Here is a 16,591-nt window from a genome sequence, read left to right as displayed (position 1 = left end):
AACTCAAATGACCAATCCGGCAGACAACGCCGCTCAGTGCGGTGCGGAGCTTATTGTCAAAAATCTGGAAGCCCACGGCGTTAAGCACGTGTTCGGTATTCCGGGTGCTAAGGTGGATCGTCTGTTTGATGCGCTGGTGGATTCCTCCATCACCACCGTTGTCACGCGGCATGAACAAAACGCAGCTTTTATTGCAGGTGGCCTTGGCCGTCTGACAGGTAAGGCAGGCGTGTGCATTGCCACATCCGGCCCCGGTGCTTCCAACTTTGTAACCGGCCTTGCCACCGCCAATTCAGAAGGCGACCCGGTGCTGGCTATTGGTGGCGCCGTAAAACTGGCAGACCGCCTGAAGCTGACGCACCAGACCATGGATACGGTCAACCTGTTTAAGCCCATCACCAAATACAGTGTAGAGCTGACAACCCCGGTTGCGATTTCTGAAGTGATGGCCAATGCTTTCCGCTTTGCAGAAGGTGGCCGCCCCGGTGCAGCTTTTGTCAGCACGCCTATGGATGTGCTGTCCATGCCTGCACAGGCGCCGGTTCTGGCTGGCCGTCCGCTGCCGCGCGTTGGCGGTGCCCCGGCTGATGTGATTGCAGAAGCCGCAACCATGCTGAAAAACGCCAAGCGTCCTGTGGTTCTGTTGGGCATGCTGGCCAGCCGCCCAGATGTGGCAGATGGCGTGCGCGCTTTTGTAAAAGCAACAGGCGTGCCGGTTGTGGGCACCTATCAGGCTGCGGGTGCGGTTTCTGAAGATCTGGTGGATCGTTTTGGTGGCCGCGTTGGCTTGTTCCGCAACCAGCATGGTGACCAGCTTCTGCACGAAGCCGATGTGGTTGTGGCTATTGGCTACAACCCGGTAGAATACGATCCGTGGCTGTGGAACGTGAATGATGACCGCAAGATCATTAACGTAGATATCGTTCCCGCAGAACTGGATAACGCCTACGTTCCAGCTATTGAGCTGATTGGTGAAATTGCGCCAACGCTAACAGTGCTGGCAAAAGATGCAGGCAAGCTAACCCGTGCGCCAGAACTGGAAACTGTTCTGGAAGGCTACAAAAAAGCCCGTACCACCGCGCTGCTGGAAGCCCGCAGCACCAGCAACAATGCCGTGCACCCGCTCCAGATCGTGCGTGAGCTGGAACAGTTTGTAACTCCGGATATGACACTGTGCCTGGATATGGGCACCTTCCATATCTGGCTGGCACGTTATCTGCTGTCCTTCCGGGCGCGCCAGGTGCTTATTAGTAATGGTCAGCAAACAATGGGTGTGGGCCTGCCGTGGGGTATTGCCGCAAGCCTGCTGAACCCGGCACAGAAAGTGCTGTCTATTTCTGGTGATGGTGGCTTCATGATGTCCAGCATGGAGCTGGAAACGGCTGTGCGCCTGAAGTGCAACCTGATCCACATGGTTTGGATTGATGAAGCCTATAACATGGTGGAAATGCAGGAGCAGAAGAAATATGGCCGTGGTTCCGGCGTGAACTTTGGCCCCATTGATTTTGCAAAATATGCAGAATCCTGTGGCGCAACGGGCATTAACGCCACCACGGAAGACGAAGTGCGTCAGGCCCTGCGCACGGCTATGGATGTAGAAGGCCCGGTGGTTATTGCTGTGCCGGTAGATTATTCCCACAACCATTTGCTCATGCAGCCATTGGCTCAGTTGGGTGAAACGAGTGCCGCAGCGTAAAGCTGCGCAAAAAACGCAGGCCAGATTTTTCTGCTGATGTGCGCGCCGCCTGTTTTGCAAAATGCCATATTTTGTTATAACAAGCGGCGTAGCAGTTTAGGCTGCCAGAAAGGGCAGCGCAGCATGACAGAAATCCGGGCCAGCAATGCAGATGTTAACAGTCTGCCTGATTGTGAATTCCCCTGCATATTTCTGCCAGTCTATTCAGAGTAGGGGTATGAACAAATCCTTTCAGCCGTGCAAAGTGTATATACAGTTGGGCAATGGCGCGTGTGCCAATGCGCAGGCTGTGGCACAGTTGCCAAAACGGCAGAATAGGGGGCAGGCGTAATGGCAGTAACATCTGTAGAAATGGCAGGCGGCAAAACCCGGCGTGGTGCAGCGGTTTTGCTGGAAGTGCTGCGAAGTGAAGGGGTTGAATACATATTCGGCAACCCCGGCACCACGGAACTGCCGCTTATAGATGCTCTGTTAGAAGTGCCCAACGTGCATTACGTTCTGGGCCTTCAGGAAGCCAGCGTGGTGGCTATGGCCGATGGGTACGCGCAGGCTGCCCGTAAACCGGCTTTTTTAAATCTGCACACAGCAGGCGGGTTGGGCCATGGCATGGGCAATCTGCTTAATGCCAGTGTTTCTCAAACCCCATTAGTGGTTACTGCCGGGCAGCAGGATTCCCGCCACACTATTTCTGATCCACTTTTATTTGGTGATCTGGTGCAGATTGCCCGCCCCGCCGTAAAATGGGCGCAGGAAGTGGCCCATGCAGATCAACTTCCTGTTTTACTGCGCCGCGCTTTTCATGATTCCACAGCAGCCCCTACAGGGCCGGTTTTTTTGTCACTCCCCATGGATGTGATGGAAGAAATGAGCAGTGTTGATATTGGTGAACCTTCCAATATCAACCGTCAGGCCGTAGCGGGGGGGCTGCCAGAACTGGCGCGTGCCCTTACATCCCTGCGCCCCGGCAAGGTGGCCATTATTGCGGGGGATGAGGTCTATGCCTCGGATGCCGCAGCAGAAGTGGCCGCTGTGGCAGAGTGTTTGGGTGCGCCGGTTTATGGTTCTTCATGGCCATCACGCATTCCGTTTGCCACGGCGCATCCGTTGTGGTGCGGTAATCTGCCCACACAAGCCACGGGCATTGCAGAAAAGCTAAGCGGATACGATGCCATTTTCGCATTGGGTGGCAAATCCCTTATCACCATTCTGTACACAGAAGGCCCGGCCCTGCCGCCATCCTGTGCGGTGTATCAGATGTCTTCCGATGTGCGAGATCTGGGGCGCACGTTTTGGACACCGCTTTCCGTGGTGGGGGATATTCGCGCATCCTTGCAGGCGTTGTTGCCTATGTTGCAGCAGGCGGCAGCCCCGCAGCGTGCTGCCTATGCGGCATCGGGCCAGAAGGTGGCAGAAGCCCGCCGCGCGCAGCGTGCGCAGGCCGTGGCAGAGGTGCTGGCCCATCCGGTAGATGCCGTTATTTCCCCTCGCGTTGCCGCGTGGGAGACGGTGCGCGCCATTGGCCCGGATATTGCCATTGTGGATGAGGCCATTGCCACTTCATCCGATGTGCGGTTGTTTTTAGAAAGTGCATGGTCTGCCCAGTATTCCTTCCTGCGCGGTGGAGCACTGGGTTGGGGCATGCCTGCGGCTGTTGGGGCCTCACTTGGCCTTGGGCGGGACAGGGTTGTTTCATTGGTGGGGGATGGGGCAGCCCTGTATTCCCCACAGGCCTTGTGGACAGCCGCACACGAAAAGCTGCCCGTTACTTTTGTTGTGATGAACAATTGCGAGTACAATGTGCTCAAGAACTTCATGCGGCAGCAAAACAACTATATCTCTGCGCAGGAAGGTACATATCCCGCCATGGATATTGTTGATCCAAAAATAGACTATCAGGCTCTGGCCCGGTCCATGGGGGTGCCTTCCAGCAGAGTAACACGGGCGGCGGATATTGCGCCTACGCTGGAAGCAGCATTAGCGACCGATGGCCCCGCGCTTGTTGAAATTATGATTGCAGCGGGCTGAGAGTGTCAGGCTGCAAAAACCGGGGGTGCGTATGAAAATCGGGTTGTTTATTCCTTGTTACATAGATGCGTTTTATCCAAACGCAGGGATTGCCACGCTGCAACTGCTGGAAAAGCTGGACCAGGATGTAGAATACCCCATGGAACAAACCTGCTGTGGCCAGCCAATGGCCAATTCAGGCTGTAACCGGGATGCTGCCTCTGCTGAGGCACTGTTTGTCAAACTCTTTGCCAAATACGATGCCATTGTTATGCCGTCTGGCAGTTGTACCCACCATGTGCGGGACAACTTTGATGCCATTCCGCAAACGGATGAAGTGCGGCATGTGCGTGAAAACACCTTTGAACTGGTGGAATTTCTGCACGATGTGCTGAAGGTAGACAATTTCCCGTGGGCGGAATTCCCGCATAAGGTGGGCCTGCATAATAGCTGCGGCACCCTGCGCGCCCTGCGCACGGCCAGCATGTCTGAACTGGGTGAGCCGTTCTTTTCCAAACCGATGGATCTGCTTTCCAAAGTGAAAGGCATTTCCTTTGCGCATCCCAAACGGCCAGATGAATGCTGCGGTTTTGGTGGCACCTTCTCGGTTACGGAAGAAGCCGTTTCCGCCAAAATGGGGGTGGATAAGGTAACAGATCATCACAAAGCCGGGGCGGAATACATTGTTTCTGCCGATACGTCCTGCATGATGCACCAGCAAGGGTGTGCGGAACGGGCTGGGGTTCCCATCCGCTTCATTCATATTGCTGAAATTCTGAATGGAGCACGGGAATGAAGGTTAAACCAGTCAATCACGCTCTAGCGGCTGAAAAGTTCATTGAAGACGTTGCGCATGAAAGTTTTCATGATGAACGCTTGTGGGACCTGCGCCAGAAGCGCGATGAGCAGATGCACATTCTGCCAGAATGGCAGGAACTGCGCACCCGTGCCTCCCAGATAAAAGAACACACGCTGGCCAATTTGCCCGAATATCTGGAGCAGTTTGAAGCCAACGCCAAAAAGAACGGTATTCACGTTCATTGGGCAGCCGATGGCGCGGAACACAACCGCATTGTTGGCGAAATTCTGGAAAAACACGGCGCCAAATCACTTATCAAAAGTAAGTCGATGGTGACCGAAGAATGCCAGATGCGCGAATATCTGGAACCACGCGGCGTTACAGTTACCGAGACAGACCTTGGTGAACGTATCCAGCAGTTGGATAACCAGATGCCCAGCCACATTGTGGTGCCAGCCGTGCATAAGCTGATACCAGACGTGGCCAAGATTTTTGCCGAGCACTATCACACAGATCCGAACGACAATAGCGCGCAGTCTTTGGCATGGCAGCAGCGTTTGGCCGCGCGTCCGGTTATTCTGTCTGCTGATGCGGGGATGACAGGCGGCAACTTTGTTGTGGCGGAAACGGGCTCCTTTGTTGTTTGCACCAATGAAGGCAATGCAGATCTAAGCGCTACCGTGCCGGGGCTGCATATTGCCACTATCGGGATCGAACGCCTTGTGCCGCGTATGGCGGATATGGGGGTGTTTATCCGCCTGCTTTCCCGCAGTGCGTTGGGCTCTCCTATCACGCAGTACACCACGCATTTCCGTGGCCCGCAAAAGGGGAGCGAAATGCATGTGGTGTTGGTGGATAATGGACGTTCACACCGCCTTGGCATGCAGGATTTCTGGACATCGCTTAAGTGTATTCGCTGCGGTGCGTGTATGAACACCTGCCCGGTGTATCGTCGCTCCGGTGGGCTGTCTTACGGCGCTGTGTATTCTGGCCCGATTGGCGCAATTATTGATCCGACCTTTAACGAGCGTAAATACAGCACGCTGCCGTTTGCTTCCACCATGAACGGAAGCTGCACCAATGTTTGCCCGGTTAAGATCAATATTCACGAGCAGCTTTATAAATGGCGGCGCGTGCTGGCCGAACATCATGAACTGCCGTTTGTAAAACGTGAGATCATGCACATGGCGGGCAAGCTTATGGGCCAGCCCAAGCTATACCGTGCCGCCATTAACGGTACGGAGGTGGCCCTTAGCACCATGCCGCGCTTTGTGCTGTATAACTGGCTGAACCCGTGGGGCAAGCACCGTGAACTGCCGCACCCCGTAAAAACCACCTTCAACAGTTGGTACAAGAAAAACCGCCTGAACATACAGAAGGAAAGGGAAAAAGCATGAGCTCGCGTGATGCCATTCTAGCCCGTTTGCGGGATAACCGCCCAGACCCCACCGCCCATCCACTCCCCCCCGTTGCCAAGCTGGGTGATATGGATGCAGGCAAGGCGCGTTTTGAAAACAGCCTGCAAATTATTGGCGGTCAGGTTCTGGAACGGCAGGAAAACGATACGCTGGCAACAGCTATTGCCCGCACCTTTCCGGATTCCAAGGTTATCTGCTCTGCTGTGCCGGATTTTGAAGGCACAATCCGGATTGAAGATCTGGATTCCCCACAGCAGGCGGCCTCGGTGGATGTGCTGGTTGTGCGCTCACCTTTCGGTATTGCCGAAATGGGCTCCATCTATTTGAGCGAAGCGCAGCTGAACAGCCTAAACTCCGCCGCGCATCTGACACAGCATATTGTGGTTATTCTTTCCCCCAAAAATCTAACCGCAAACATGCACACCGCTTATATAGATCGCCCAGAATTCCACACCGCCAATTACGGCGTGCTAATGAGCGGGCCTTCCGCCACGGCTGATATTCAGGGTGTTCTGGTGCGTGGTGCGCAGGGCGTGCGCACGCTTTCCGTGTGGTGGGAAGACTAATCCCGCCTACCTGAAAAACAGCGTTTTTAAAAAAGCCGGAGCGGGTATCAGCCTGCTCCGGCTTTTTTGTATGTGCAGCCCAAGCATTGCGCTCTTGTATTATTCGTTAACACATCGCACAGAATGTAAGGGCAGGTTCTGGCCTGCCTATGGTTGAAAAAGGCTGTGGTTATAAAACAGGTGGCGCAGATATGGCGGATAACAACACAGCGGTAGCGCCTATTTTGGATGGTGCAGATATGCGGCATGGTGGTGCGGGGGCTCCCCGGCTTATTGGGTTGGGGTTAATTGCCTCGGCCCTGTTTTCTGTCACCTTTGTGCTTAATCGGTCTATCAGCCTGCATGGTGGGCATTGGGTGTGGAGTGCCGCACTCCGTTATATTGAAACCGCTTTTCTGCTGTTGGCATGGGGCTTTGTGGCCAAAGGCCCGCGCTGGGTGGCGGCAATCTGGCGCCTGTTCTGGCAAAAGCTGCGCTTCTGGCTGGTGGCAGGCGGTATTGGGTATGGTGTCTTTTACGCCTGCTGTTGCTTTGCGGCCAATCATGCTCCCGGCTGGATAGTTGCCGCCACGTGGCAAAGCACCATTTTGGCTACGCCTATCGTGTTATGGGCCTTTGGCGGCAAGGTGCCTTTACGCGGTGTGGCGTTTTTGGTGCTTATTTTTGCGGGTATCGTTATTCTCAATGCAGGGCGGTTGGAAGCTGGCGTGCCGTTGGCACAAATTGCCTCTGGCGTGGTGCCGTTGCTGGTGGCGGCGTTCTGTTACCCCATTGGTAACCAGTTGCTTAATCGGTTCCGCCATCAGGCTGGCCCACATGCTGCATTGTTGCAAGACCCCCTGGCTGCTGTTTTGTTAATGACACTCGGCGCTCTACCGTTTTTTGCGGCCCTGTTGCTGCTGGTGCGCCCCCCATTGCCAGATATGGGGCAGATAACATCCACGGGCCTTATTGCATTGTTTGCAGGCTGTTTGGCCACGCCCTTGTTCACCTATGCGCGCAATCTATCTTCAGATCCGTATTTGATTGCTGCCGTAGATGCCACACAGGCGGGAGAAGTGGGTTTTACGTTGGTGGGGGAAGCCCTGCTGTTGGGCAGCATTTCACTTGGAATAGCAGATTATGCGGGCCTTATTGCTGTTATAGGCGGCCTGATAGGCTTTGCCGTAAGTGAGGAAACAGCGTCCGAAGCCTGAATAGAAAAACGGGTGGGGCATTGCGGCCACCACCCGTTTTTCAAACTTGGCCCGTTGGGTTTTGGCTTAGTCCCGCACGCGCTCAATCTGTGCGCCACAGGCTGCCAGTTTGCGTTCTACAGCCTCATACCCTCGGTCTAGGTGATACACGCGGCTGAGGATGGTTTCCCCATGCGCGGCAAGCCCTGCCAGAATGAGAGAGAAAGAAGCCCGTAAATCTGTTGCCATAACAGGTGCGCCAGAAAGGCTGTGCACACCGCGGATAATGGCGGAAGACCCATGCACGTTAATGCGTGCGCCCATGCGGTTTAGCTCTGGCACATGCATGAAACGGTTTTCGAAAATGGTTTCCGTAATCATGGAGGCCCCTTCGGCCACAGAAAGCAGCGCCATGAACTGGGCCTGCATATCTGTAGGGAAACCGGGGTAGGGCTCTGTCATAATATCAATGCCACGTAGCGCGCCAGTGCGGCGCACGCGCATAACGTTGCCTTCCTGCGTTACTTCCACGCCGGTTTCTTCCAGCGCACGCACCACAGCGCCCAGATGGTCTACATGCCCATCAACCAGGCGTAGGTCACCCCCGGTAATAGCGGCGGCGCAGGCATAGGTGCCGCATTCAATACGGTCTGGCATAATACGGTGATTTGCACCGTGCAGGGCTTCTACGCCATCAATGGTAATGGTGCCGGTGCCTGCTCCAGAAATGCGTGCACCCATGGCGTTCAGGCAGTTGGCCAGATCCACCATTTCCGGCTCACGCGCGGCATTCACAATTTCCGTGCGCCCTTTGGCAAGGGTGGCGGCCATCATGATATTTTCCGTAGCCCCAACAGAGGCAAACGGCAGAATAACGCGCTCACCCTTCAACCCCTTGGGGGCGCGGGCATGAATATAGCCGTTTTCCAGCGTAATTTCTGCACCCAGAGTTTCCAGCCCCTTTAGGTGCATATCTACAGGCCGTGTGCCAATGGCGCACCCACCGGGGAGTGAAACACGGGCTTCATGGCAGCGGGCCAGCAGTGGGCCAAGTACCAGAATGGATGCACGCATTTTGGAAACAATATCGTACGGCGCTTCGGTATTGGTAATGTCACCACCAACGGAAATGGTGGAGCCATCTCCATTTACGTCTTCCACTTCCAACCCATGCTGGCGCAACAGGGCGCGCATGGTGCCAATATCGGCAATGCGCGGCACGTTGGAAAGCACCAGCCGTTCAGATGTGAGCAGCCCAGCTACCAGCAGCTTCAGGCCTGCGTTTTTGGCACCGCCAATGGTAATTTCGCCGTGCAGGGGGCGTCCGCCCCGGATGATGAAACGATCCATGGTCTCTCTTACATCCGCGGGGTGGCAACGCCACGCTGGCCCATATACTTACCGGCCCGATCTGCGTAGCTTACTTCGCACGGGCTTTCACCCTTAAAGAACAGAAACTGGCAAATGCCTTCATTGGCATAAATGCGTGCAGGCAACGGCGTGGTGTTGCTGATCTCGATCGTTACCTGTCCTTCCCATTCTGGTTCTAAAGGGGTGACGTTGACGATAATGCCGCAGCGCGCATAGGTGGATTTACCCAAGCATACTACCAGTACATCACGCGGGATACGGAAGTATTCAATCGTATGGGCCAGCACAAAGCTGTTGGGCGGAATAATGCACACATCGGCCCGGCGGGAAACAAAGCCATCCGGGCTGAAGTTTTTGGGGTCTACAATGGCGTTGTTTACATCCGTAAAAATACGGAAATCATCAGCCACGCGGGCATCATACCCGTAGGAGGAAAGACCGTAGGAAATAACGCCTTCGCGCTTTTGGTTTTCCACAAACGGTTCAATCATGCCGTGGTCCTGTGCCATCTGGCGGATCCATGTGTCTGGCATCACGGGCATGTCTTATCTTCTCCGGTAGGGTGGCGGTTTTGTGCGCCGGGTTCAGAACTGGTGGGGATGGCAGAATCTGTTGTGTCCTGCCGGGTGCGTGCCTGTTCCTTGCGGCGGCGCAAGTTTGCACGCAGCGCCGCAGCCTGCCGGGCCATGCGCTCGGCGCGGGCAGCTTCCGCTTTAGAGGAAAGGCGGGGGCCGGAAGATGTTTTTTCGGGCGTATCAGTCATGCCGGTATGCAGCAGGCCAGTCGCGTAGGTTGAACGTTCGACAGGCTGACTAGCAGAGGCAGCCCGCCCTGACTAGGGCAGACTGCATATGGATGGACAAAACCTGCTAGAGGTTGGCAATAACCTTAAGGCCCATCATGCCCGCATTGCGGATTTTATGTGTTTCGCCGGGGTGTATCATATACTGGAACTCTGGCTGCACCAGCAGGCCGGGCAGGGCATCAATACCGTAATAAGCCTCAATCACATCAGACGAATGCTGCACGCCGTACACACCGCTTGGCAGGCCGTATCCGCCATCCAGCGCCAGTTGTTCACTCTGCCGCCGCCGGTTGCTGACCTTGTACCATGAAAACATCATGCCCAGACGGTCTGTCATGCGGGAGGGAATAACCCCTACAAGGGAAATACCGCCATAAAGCTGGTCGGACACATTTACGGCGCGCGGGGTTACGTGGATGTAGCCGCCCATCAGGTAGCCACCGGCCATCATATTACGCCCACCAAGGCGATACACCATCTGGTCTGCTTCCAGCCAGAACATGTCAGACGGGGCGGAGCGTGCGCCGGGCACCTGTGCGGCAACAGCGCTTGGCAGGGCCGAACCAATTTTATCGGCATAACGCGTGGTGTCATGCGCGTAGCCCAGCACATAATGCCCCGGCAGACGGTTACGCGTTAAAAAGGGCTGCCACGTAAATTCGATGGGCAAGGAAATACCGGTGGCGTGTTCTGCCCCCCATGCCCAGCCAGAGGGGTTTTCGTTGAGCGCGCCAACAGAATATGCGCCAATCTGGATAGCTGTATCCCATGTGGGGCGGAAGCGGATACGCGCCCCCCATGTGGCTTTTGGATACACGCTCATGCCCGGATTTTGTTTGATGGCCACAGGCGCAGAACAGGTAACCATGAACGAGCAGAGCAGAGGTGATGTGGCAAACACATGGGTAAGTGACATACGCCCGAAAATGACATCCAGCGTGTTGTTGCGGAATTTCTTTTCAGCGTACAAATCCACCAAGTGAGCCACCACGTTGCCGGAAAGAGAATACACTTCCTGCAAACCAACGTAGGATTCGCCCACGCGCGTGCTCTGAATAGCCTTACCGGCGCGTTCCATCACCAGTGCATGTACAGACCACCCGCCCAGACTGGGGTTCATTTTACCCAGATCGAAAATGGTCTGAAGGGTAAGCTCATGCACATAGCTTGTGCCTTTTTGACCTGGGCGGCCCCCGGCAAACAGGCCATTGGCTTCCCCTTTATAAGTAAAGGAAAAGGTAAAGCCTTTTTCACGCAGCCGGTTCCGGAAAGGGGCAAGCTGCGGAATAAGCGCGCCAGATCCCGCCGTGGGCACGTAGTACGGATCGTTCAGATCCGTATCCCGCAGTGCATCCAGATTGGGGGGCAACATGCGGGATGGGCCTTCTGTGGGCAGGATGGAATCCAGTTCCACCTTATGAAAAGCCGAGGCATCCCCCGATGGCCCTACAGGCTGCACGCTCATGGTGGCCATACCGGGAAACGGCAGAACAGGCACACTGCTGGGCGGAATAGGCGTGTTGGGCGGCCGACGAATGGCGTTGAGATCCGGGCCGAGGGATTCTGCATCCAGCGGGCGTGCTGCCTTTGCCGGGGCGGCGTGCACCTTGTTGTTTCCCGGCGTAATAATGGCATCGGATACAGGTGCTACGGCTGTTTGGGCCGTAAGCGGAGATGTGGCGGTGCTTTGCGCTTGTGCTGCATTGTGCGCGCCAACAGGCAATACAACAGCCGCGCAGCCTGCAAGCAGCACAGAAAGGGCGGTAGGAGATGCACGCCCGGGCATATCATGCTCCGCTTTATAGCGGCATGTTTTTAAAAAAGTCATTCCGCTTCCCGCAAAATCATGAGTGTCGGAAATGTTGACCACAATGCTGGTAAGGAAAAAGCTCCGTAGAGCCAGCCTGTCTGTTTAAGGCAGCATGGTGAGCCAGCGCAGATAGCCGGACAATTCACCTTTTAGCGCAAAGGCAGCGGATGAACGCAAAGCGCGAGGGCTTAAGATGCAAGACATGGGACAAACCATTATTGTTGTTTTTGGTTGTTGGCCCCTCATCACAAACAGAAGCAATCTGTGTGGTCAAGCTAGGATTTGTAATAATATTTCCTAAAATACGATAATAATGAAACAAAAGCCAATATCGGAATGTATTTTTTGTTATAACGGTAATTTTGCAACAGGTGGCACATTGTCCTGCGGCATCTTTAAATCCTGCCAGCCACATAGCTGCGCATGGGCATGTTCCAGCCCGGCCCGAAAGCCCGGAGAACACAAAGCTTTGAATTCGGCTTCCTGCTCATAAGTTGGCATCAGCCTTTGCAGCAAAGCGTTTTTATGTGTGGCGGGGTGGAAGTAGATTTCAGAAACACCTTCGGGCAGATGTGCAGCCAGTGCGGCCACGCGGTCTGTTGTCATGTGGCCGCTCCATGCCAGCCCAAAGCACCAGTCATTTGTTTTCATGCCAGCGGCATGGGCTTGATGGCGCAAAAGGCTTGTCCACCGGCGGAGGGCAGCATCACCCAGCGTATCTGTATAGGTGCCAGCGGCGTAAAGGGGTTCGGGCGGTTCTAGCGGCACGCGCACGGCATTGAGCCCATAGCGTTTGCCAATGGTTATAAGCAGGTGCCCAACCGTGGGGTGCAGGTGCATGTGTTTGTGGGCGTTGGCATGGTCTAGCCGCAGGCCGGTGCGGCGGAAGGCTTCAAACTGGGCGGTAATTTCGGCTTCCAGTTCTCGGCGTCCTTCCGGGCGGAAAAAGTAATCCACCCCCAAGCCAAATTGAGAGGATGAAAACCATCCATCTGGCTGAGTAATCAGCGGCAGGCTGGTATGGGGCAGCACAGCCGGGCCTTCTATCACCACAAGGTGCAGGCCAACATTTAGGGTAGGCAGGCGTTTGGCCCGTTCTATGGCATCATCTACAGCCTCACCCGCAACCATGAGGCTGGCTGTTGAAAGCAGGCCATTGCGATGGGCAATTTCAATTGCCTCATTCACTTCAACCGACATGCCGAAATCATCGGCAGAGATAATGGCGCGTTTCATAACAGAACCCCTGATCTTGCTCCGGCTGTATCTAGCACCGGCAGGGGGCACATGTCATGGGCGGAGACATTTTGCCCCCGCCCATGTGGCATGCGTGGGTTACGCAGCGTCCTTACGGTTCTTAAGGAACTGGAAGAATTCCACACCTTCACGCAGGCGGCGCTTCATCATCTGCGGAGACCGCACCATTTCACCCAGAATGGAGGCAATCTTGGGCGCACGGAAATAGAACTTCTTGTAGAAGTCTTCCACGCTGCTGAAGATTTCTGTGTGGGACAGGTGCGGGTAATGCAGCGGTGCAATCTGCACGCCCTTATCATCCAGAAGCTCTGCGTTGTTTTCATCCAGCCAGCCGTTTTCCGTGGCCTGCTTGTGCAGGGCCGTGCCCGGATATGGCGCAGCAAGGGAAACCTGCAACGTGTGCGGGTTGATTTCCTGCGCGAAGCGGATGGTTTCCTGAATGGTTTCCTTGGTTTCACCCGGCAGGCCCAGAATGAAGGTGCCGTGGATTTTAATACCAAGTTCGTGGCAGTTTTTGGTGAACTCACGCGCCACTTCAACGCGCATACCCTTCTTGATGTTATGAAGGATCTGCTGGTTGCCGCTTTCATACCCAACCAGAAGCAGGCGTAGGCCGTTATCACGCAGCACTTTCAGTGTTTCGCGCGGCACATTGGCTTTTGCGTTACAAGACCATGTAACACCCAGCTTGCCCAGCTCACGCGCAATGGCTTCTGCACGTGGCAGGTCATCGGTGAAGGTGTCATCATCAAAGAAGAACTCTTTCACCTGCGGGAAGTACTGCTTGGCCAGACGAATTTCAGCCGCAACGTGCTGCGGGCTGCGTGTGCGGTAGCGATGGCCCCCCACTGTTTGCGGCCACAGGCAGAACGTGCAACGGGATTTACAGCCACGGCCCGTGTAGATGGAAATGTAGGGGTGCATGAGGTACCCAATAAAGTAGTCCTCAATACGCAGATCCCGCTTGTACACTTCGGTAACGAAGGGCAGGCTGTCCATGTCTTCAATCATGGCGCGGTCACGGTTGGCAATAATTTCGCCATCCTTGTTGCGCCATGTAATGCCATCTACATCCTTGAAGTCACGGCCTTCGGCAATTTCCTTGATTGTGTAATCAAATTCATTGCGGGCCACAAAATCAATTGGCGCGCCTTTCAGCAGGCTTTCTTCTGGCTGAACAGCAACCTTTGCACCCACCATCCCGATTTTCAGGTTGGGGTTTACGTCTTTAAGCATCTGCGCCACTTCCACATCCTTTGCGAAGGATGGGGTGGAGGTGTGCAGGATAACCAGATCGCGGTTTTTTACATCTTCCAGAATCGGTTCCATGCCGATACCTGCTGGCGGGGCATCAATCAGGCGGCTGCCTTCAACCATTGCTGCGGGCTGGGCCAGCCATGTCGGATACCAGAAGGACTTGATTTCGCGCCGCGCCTGATAGCGCGAGCCTGCGCCACCATCAAAACCGTCAAAAGTCGGAGGCTGCAGGAAAAGTGTTCTCATCGTCATCGGTTTTTATCCTGACAAGGGCGTGAAGCGGTTGGAGCCGGCAAAAAAGCGGTCTGCAAGGCTTCCATGGTCATTTAGCTGAGGGATTTACTCTGGGCTGTTAGCAGAAGGCAAGTGTTGCGTGCACCGGGGTTTACTGTCTGGCGGAAAGACCACCAGAGGAAGGAGGCCCAACCGGGTGAGGGGCCACATGCATGGTCTGCCCCCGCCAATGCACTTCTGTGCCGCTGGCGCTGCCCACCATAATGGCGGCGGAAAGCCAGTCCCGCACAGGCAAAAGCAGAAGTGGCCAAAGCGGGCGAGACCCTACAGTGCGGTCTATTACTAACGCGGTAAGGCAGCGAAAGCCCCATACACCCCAGAAAAAAGGGAGTGTCCACGCTGCGTGGGGCTGGAACAGAACCACCAACGTAGCCCAGAACAGTGGAAGCTGGATTGAAGAAGCCGCATAGCCCGCCGGTGCAAGCGTGCAGACTGTGCGGCCCCATCTTAACTCGTGCTTTAACAATTCTGTAAAATTGGATTCGGCAATGGTGGTCCATGTTAGGCAGTCGGCAATGGTAATATCCATGCCTAACTGGCGTACAAGGCGGCCCAGCAGGGCATCATCCGCTACATGCGGCAACAGGGCTTCCAACCCACCCACCTGTTCCAGCGTTTCACGCCGCAGGGCCATGGTGGCGCCCAGACAATCCTGCCGCCCCAAATAGCGGGAAAGAATCACGCCGGGCAGAAAGTTGTGGTTGATCTGGCAAGCGGCCAGCATCTGCACCACGGTGCGCCGTGCTGGTAGCCCCGCGTATAGGGTTGTTACCAACCCTGTGTTGGGTTTGCTCAGCCCGGCCACAATATGTTGAAGATAATCCGGGCTGACATGAATATCAGAATCGGAAATAACCAGAATATCGTGCTTGGCCTGTGGCAGGATATTTATCAGGTTGCTGATCTTGCGGTTTAGCCCGTGCAGCACGGGGTTAACCACCAGATCCATATCCAGTTCCGGGTGGCGTTCTTGCAGGCGGCGCACAATGGCTATGGCCGGATCATCTGCATCCCGCACACCAAACAGAATCTGAACTTGCGGGTAATCCTGCGTACAAAAGCTTTCTAACGCTTCTTCCAGCAGGGGTTCAGAACCATAAAGAGGCTTTAAAACTGTAACCGGCGGGCTGTTTTTAAGAACAACCGGCTTGTGCTCCTTGCGGCGGAAACGGGCCAGAAGGCCCGCCCCCAAAGAAGATTGCACGCAGCCGGTAACAGCCAGCACCGCGCTGGCCGCAGCTAGAAACGGAAAGGCGGACATTACACCTCAACCGTTTTATGGCCCCGTCGGGGCGCTGTTTTCTTTCTGCTGCGGCGCACGATGTTGCTTCTCGCTTCTGCTTAATCTTTGGAGTAGTTCTGAACCTTGCGGTTCAGCACATTAATCAGACCCTGCACACCGCCAGAGTTCAGCGTGGAGCTGAAGTCAGACCGCTGGGCAGCCGCCTGGCTGATGCGGGAATCGCTGAGCAGCACATCGGTAATTTTCCATGCACCACCTTCGTTGTGCATGATGTAGCTCACAGCCGTACCGGGCATGCTGTCATCAGACCCGATATGGGTTTCCACAATTTTGCCGCCGCCAGCAGGGGCATCCGTAACAGACGGAGAAACGGTGAAGCGGGCACCAGAACCGGGCTTAAAGCTGGAGACATAGCGCGCAATGGTAAAGTTGCGGAACGCTGCCAGCAGGTTCTGCTTGTCGCTCGGGCTCAGGCTCTCATAGCGCAGGCCAACAGAGGCCTTGAGCACGGCTTCAAGATCGTAAGCCTGATCCACAGCGCCAGCAACTATCTGGCTGCGGTCAGCAAAGTTGCTGTGCGCGTTCTGAACCTGATCCAGCGCTTTGTACAGCGACTGGATGGGCGCGCTTACGGCACTTGCCGGAGCAGACTGGGCAAAAGCTGCCGGAGCGGAAATGCCAGCGCCAGCAACCGGAAGGAGGGCCATGGTCATACCAAACACAAGGCCTGCACGAATGGAAAAGCGTTTCATGGCTTAAGATTTTGTCCCGGTTGCGCGGTTTGGCAAGATCGCTTCAAGCATGTCACCGATGCCCAATGCGCTTAGAGCTGTTCCGACGATGTGCGGAGCGGAGAGCCCTGCCTCGGCATATTGGGCGGCCTGAGTGTTATGGTC

Annotated in this window: 14 protein-coding genes; 6 read left to right on the top strand and 8 right to left on the bottom strand. The window is 55.3% G+C overall.

The window, feature by feature from the left end; all coding sequences use genetic code 11:
* Nucleotides 1-7: 7 nt before the first annotated feature.
* The 6 genes from alsS (at nt 8) to FKW19_RS00045 (ending at nt 7,679) form a co-directional block, all read left to right on the top strand.
* Nucleotides 8-1,696, top strand: coding sequence for an acetolactate synthase AlsS (alsS, locus tag FKW19_RS00075; protein ID WP_035352550.1), 1,689 nt, complete (start codon nt 8-10; stop codon nt 1,694-1,696).
* A gap of 330 nt (nt 1,697-2,026) precedes the next feature.
* Nucleotides 2,027-3,721: a thiamine pyrophosphate-dependent enzyme gene (locus tag FKW19_RS00065; protein WP_006116937.1), complete on the top strand. Its 1,695-nt coding sequence runs from the start codon at nt 2,027-2,029 to the stop codon at nt 3,719-3,721.
* A gap of 31 nt (nt 3,722-3,752) precedes the next feature.
* Entirely contained in the window at nt 3,753-4,496 is a 744-nt protein-coding gene (locus tag FKW19_RS00060; RefSeq protein WP_035352553.1) for a (Fe-S)-binding protein, read from the top strand.
* Nucleotides 4,493-5,896, top strand: coding sequence for a lactate utilization protein B (locus tag FKW19_RS00055; RefSeq protein ID WP_063353527.1), 1,404 nt, complete (start codon nt 4,493-4,495; stop codon nt 5,894-5,896). The genes FKW19_RS00060 and FKW19_RS00055 overlap by 4 nt, the downstream gene beginning before the upstream one ends.
* Entirely contained in the window at nt 5,893-6,483 is a 591-nt protein-coding gene (locus tag FKW19_RS00050) for an LUD domain-containing protein (protein ID WP_035352556.1), read from the top strand. Before FKW19_RS00055 ends, FKW19_RS00050 begins: the two co-directional genes overlap by 4 nt.
* Nucleotides 6,484-6,674: 191 nt before the next feature.
* Nucleotides 6,675-7,679, top strand: a complete 1,005-nt coding sequence (locus FKW19_RS00045; RefSeq protein ID WP_089179876.1) for a multidrug resistance efflux transporter family protein — start codon at nt 6,675-6,677, stop codon at nt 7,677-7,679.
* 66 nt (nt 7,680-7,745) lie between these two features.
* Here FKW19_RS00045 and murA read toward each other — a convergent pair whose 3' ends face one another.
* The 8 genes from murA to FKW19_RS00005 form a co-directional block, all read right to left on the bottom strand.
* Nucleotides 7,746-9,008: a UDP-N-acetylglucosamine 1-carboxyvinyltransferase gene (murA, locus tag FKW19_RS00040; RefSeq protein WP_089178566.1), complete on the bottom strand. Its 1,263-nt coding sequence runs from the start codon at nt 9,006-9,008 to the stop codon at nt 7,746-7,748.
* Between the two features lie 8 nt (nt 9,009-9,016).
* Nucleotides 9,017-9,571 carry a dCTP deaminase gene (gene dcd, locus FKW19_RS00035; RefSeq protein WP_012812446.1) on the bottom strand — a complete coding sequence of 185 codons (555 nt, stop codon included), beginning with the start codon at nt 9,569-9,571 and terminating at the stop codon, nt 9,017-9,019.
* Nucleotides 9,562-9,792, bottom strand: coding sequence for a hypothetical protein (locus FKW19_RS00030; protein WP_089178567.1), 231 nt, complete (start codon nt 9,790-9,792; stop codon nt 9,562-9,564). The genes dcd and FKW19_RS00030 overlap by 10 nt, the downstream gene beginning before the upstream one ends.
* A gap of 106 nt (nt 9,793-9,898) precedes the next feature.
* On the bottom strand, nt 9,899-11,704 hold the full coding sequence (locus tag FKW19_RS00025) for a carbohydrate porin (RefSeq protein ID WP_150150577.1): 1,806 nt from the start codon (nt 11,702-11,704) through the stop codon (nt 9,899-9,901).
* 288 nt (nt 11,705-11,992) lie between these two features.
* Nucleotides 11,993-12,880 (bottom strand): hopanoid biosynthesis-associated protein HpnK, encoded by an 888-nt coding sequence (gene hpnK, locus FKW19_RS00020; protein ID WP_035352559.1) that lies wholly within the window; start codon nt 12,878-12,880, stop codon nt 11,993-11,995.
* 99 nt (nt 12,881-12,979) lie between these two features.
* Nucleotides 12,980-14,410, bottom strand: a complete 1,431-nt coding sequence (gene hpnJ, locus FKW19_RS00015) for a hopanoid biosynthesis associated radical SAM protein HpnJ (RefSeq protein ID WP_006116947.1) — start codon at nt 14,408-14,410, stop codon at nt 12,980-12,982.
* A gap of 133 nt (nt 14,411-14,543) precedes the next feature.
* On the bottom strand, nt 14,544-15,713 hold the full coding sequence (gene hpnI, locus FKW19_RS00010) for a bacteriohopanetetrol glucosamine biosynthesis glycosyltransferase HpnI (protein ID WP_089178569.1): 1,170 nt from the start codon (nt 15,711-15,713) through the stop codon (nt 14,544-14,546).
* A gap of 80 nt (nt 15,714-15,793) precedes the next feature.
* Entirely contained in the window at nt 15,794-16,447 is a 654-nt protein-coding gene (locus tag FKW19_RS00005) for an ABC transporter substrate-binding protein (RefSeq protein ID WP_089178570.1), read from the bottom strand.
* Nucleotides 16,448-16,591 lie beyond the last annotated feature (144 nt).

Origin of the sequence: Acetobacter sp. DmW_125128 (assembly GCF_008704325.1) — a bacterium.
Lineage (GTDB): Bacteria > Pseudomonadota > Alphaproteobacteria > Acetobacterales > Acetobacteraceae > Acetobacter > Acetobacter oryzifermentans.
Note: the sequence above shows the minus strand (reverse complement) of the source record. Positions and strands in the feature narration are given on the sequence as shown.

Coding starts and splice junctions, on each gene's coding strand:
- alsS (WP_035352550.1), top strand. CDS start 8: ATGACCAATCCGGCAGACAACGCCGCTCAGTGCGGTGCGGAGCTTATT.
- FKW19_RS00065 (WP_006116937.1), top strand. CDS start 2,027: ATGGCAGTAACATCTGTAGAAATGGCAGGCGGCAAAACCCGGCGTGGT.
- FKW19_RS00060 (WP_035352553.1), top strand. CDS start 3,753: ATGAAAATCGGGTTGTTTATTCCTTGTTACATAGATGCGTTTTATCCA.
- FKW19_RS00055 (WP_063353527.1), top strand. CDS start 4,493: ATGAAGGTTAAACCAGTCAATCACGCTCTAGCGGCTGAAAAGTTCATT.
- FKW19_RS00050 (WP_035352556.1), top strand. CDS start 5,893: ATGAGCTCGCGTGATGCCATTCTAGCCCGTTTGCGGGATAACCGCCCA.
- FKW19_RS00045 (WP_089179876.1), top strand. CDS start 6,675: ATGGCGGATAACAACACAGCGGTAGCGCCTATTTTGGATGGTGCAGAT.
- murA (WP_089178566.1), bottom strand. CDS start 9,008: ATGGATCGTTTCATCATCCGGGGCGGACGCCCCCTGCACGGCGAAATT.
- dcd (WP_012812446.1), bottom strand. CDS start 9,571: ATGCCCGTGATGCCAGACACATGGATCCGCCAGATGGCACAGGACCAC.
- FKW19_RS00030 (WP_089178567.1), bottom strand. CDS start 9,792: ATGACTGATACGCCCGAAAAAACATCTTCCGGCCCCCGCCTTTCCTCT.
- hpnK (WP_035352559.1), bottom strand. CDS start 12,880: ATGAAACGCGCCATTATCTCTGCCGATGATTTCGGCATGTCGGTTGAA.
- hpnJ (WP_006116947.1), bottom strand. CDS start 14,410: ATGACGATGAGAACACTTTTCCTGCAGCCTCCGACTTTTGACGGTTTT.
- hpnI (WP_089178569.1), bottom strand. CDS start 15,713: ATGTCCGCCTTTCCGTTTCTAGCTGCGGCCAGCGCGGTGCTGGCTGTT.
- FKW19_RS00005 (WP_089178570.1), bottom strand. CDS start 16,447: ATGAAACGCTTTTCCATTCGTGCAGGCCTTGTGTTTGGTATGACCATG.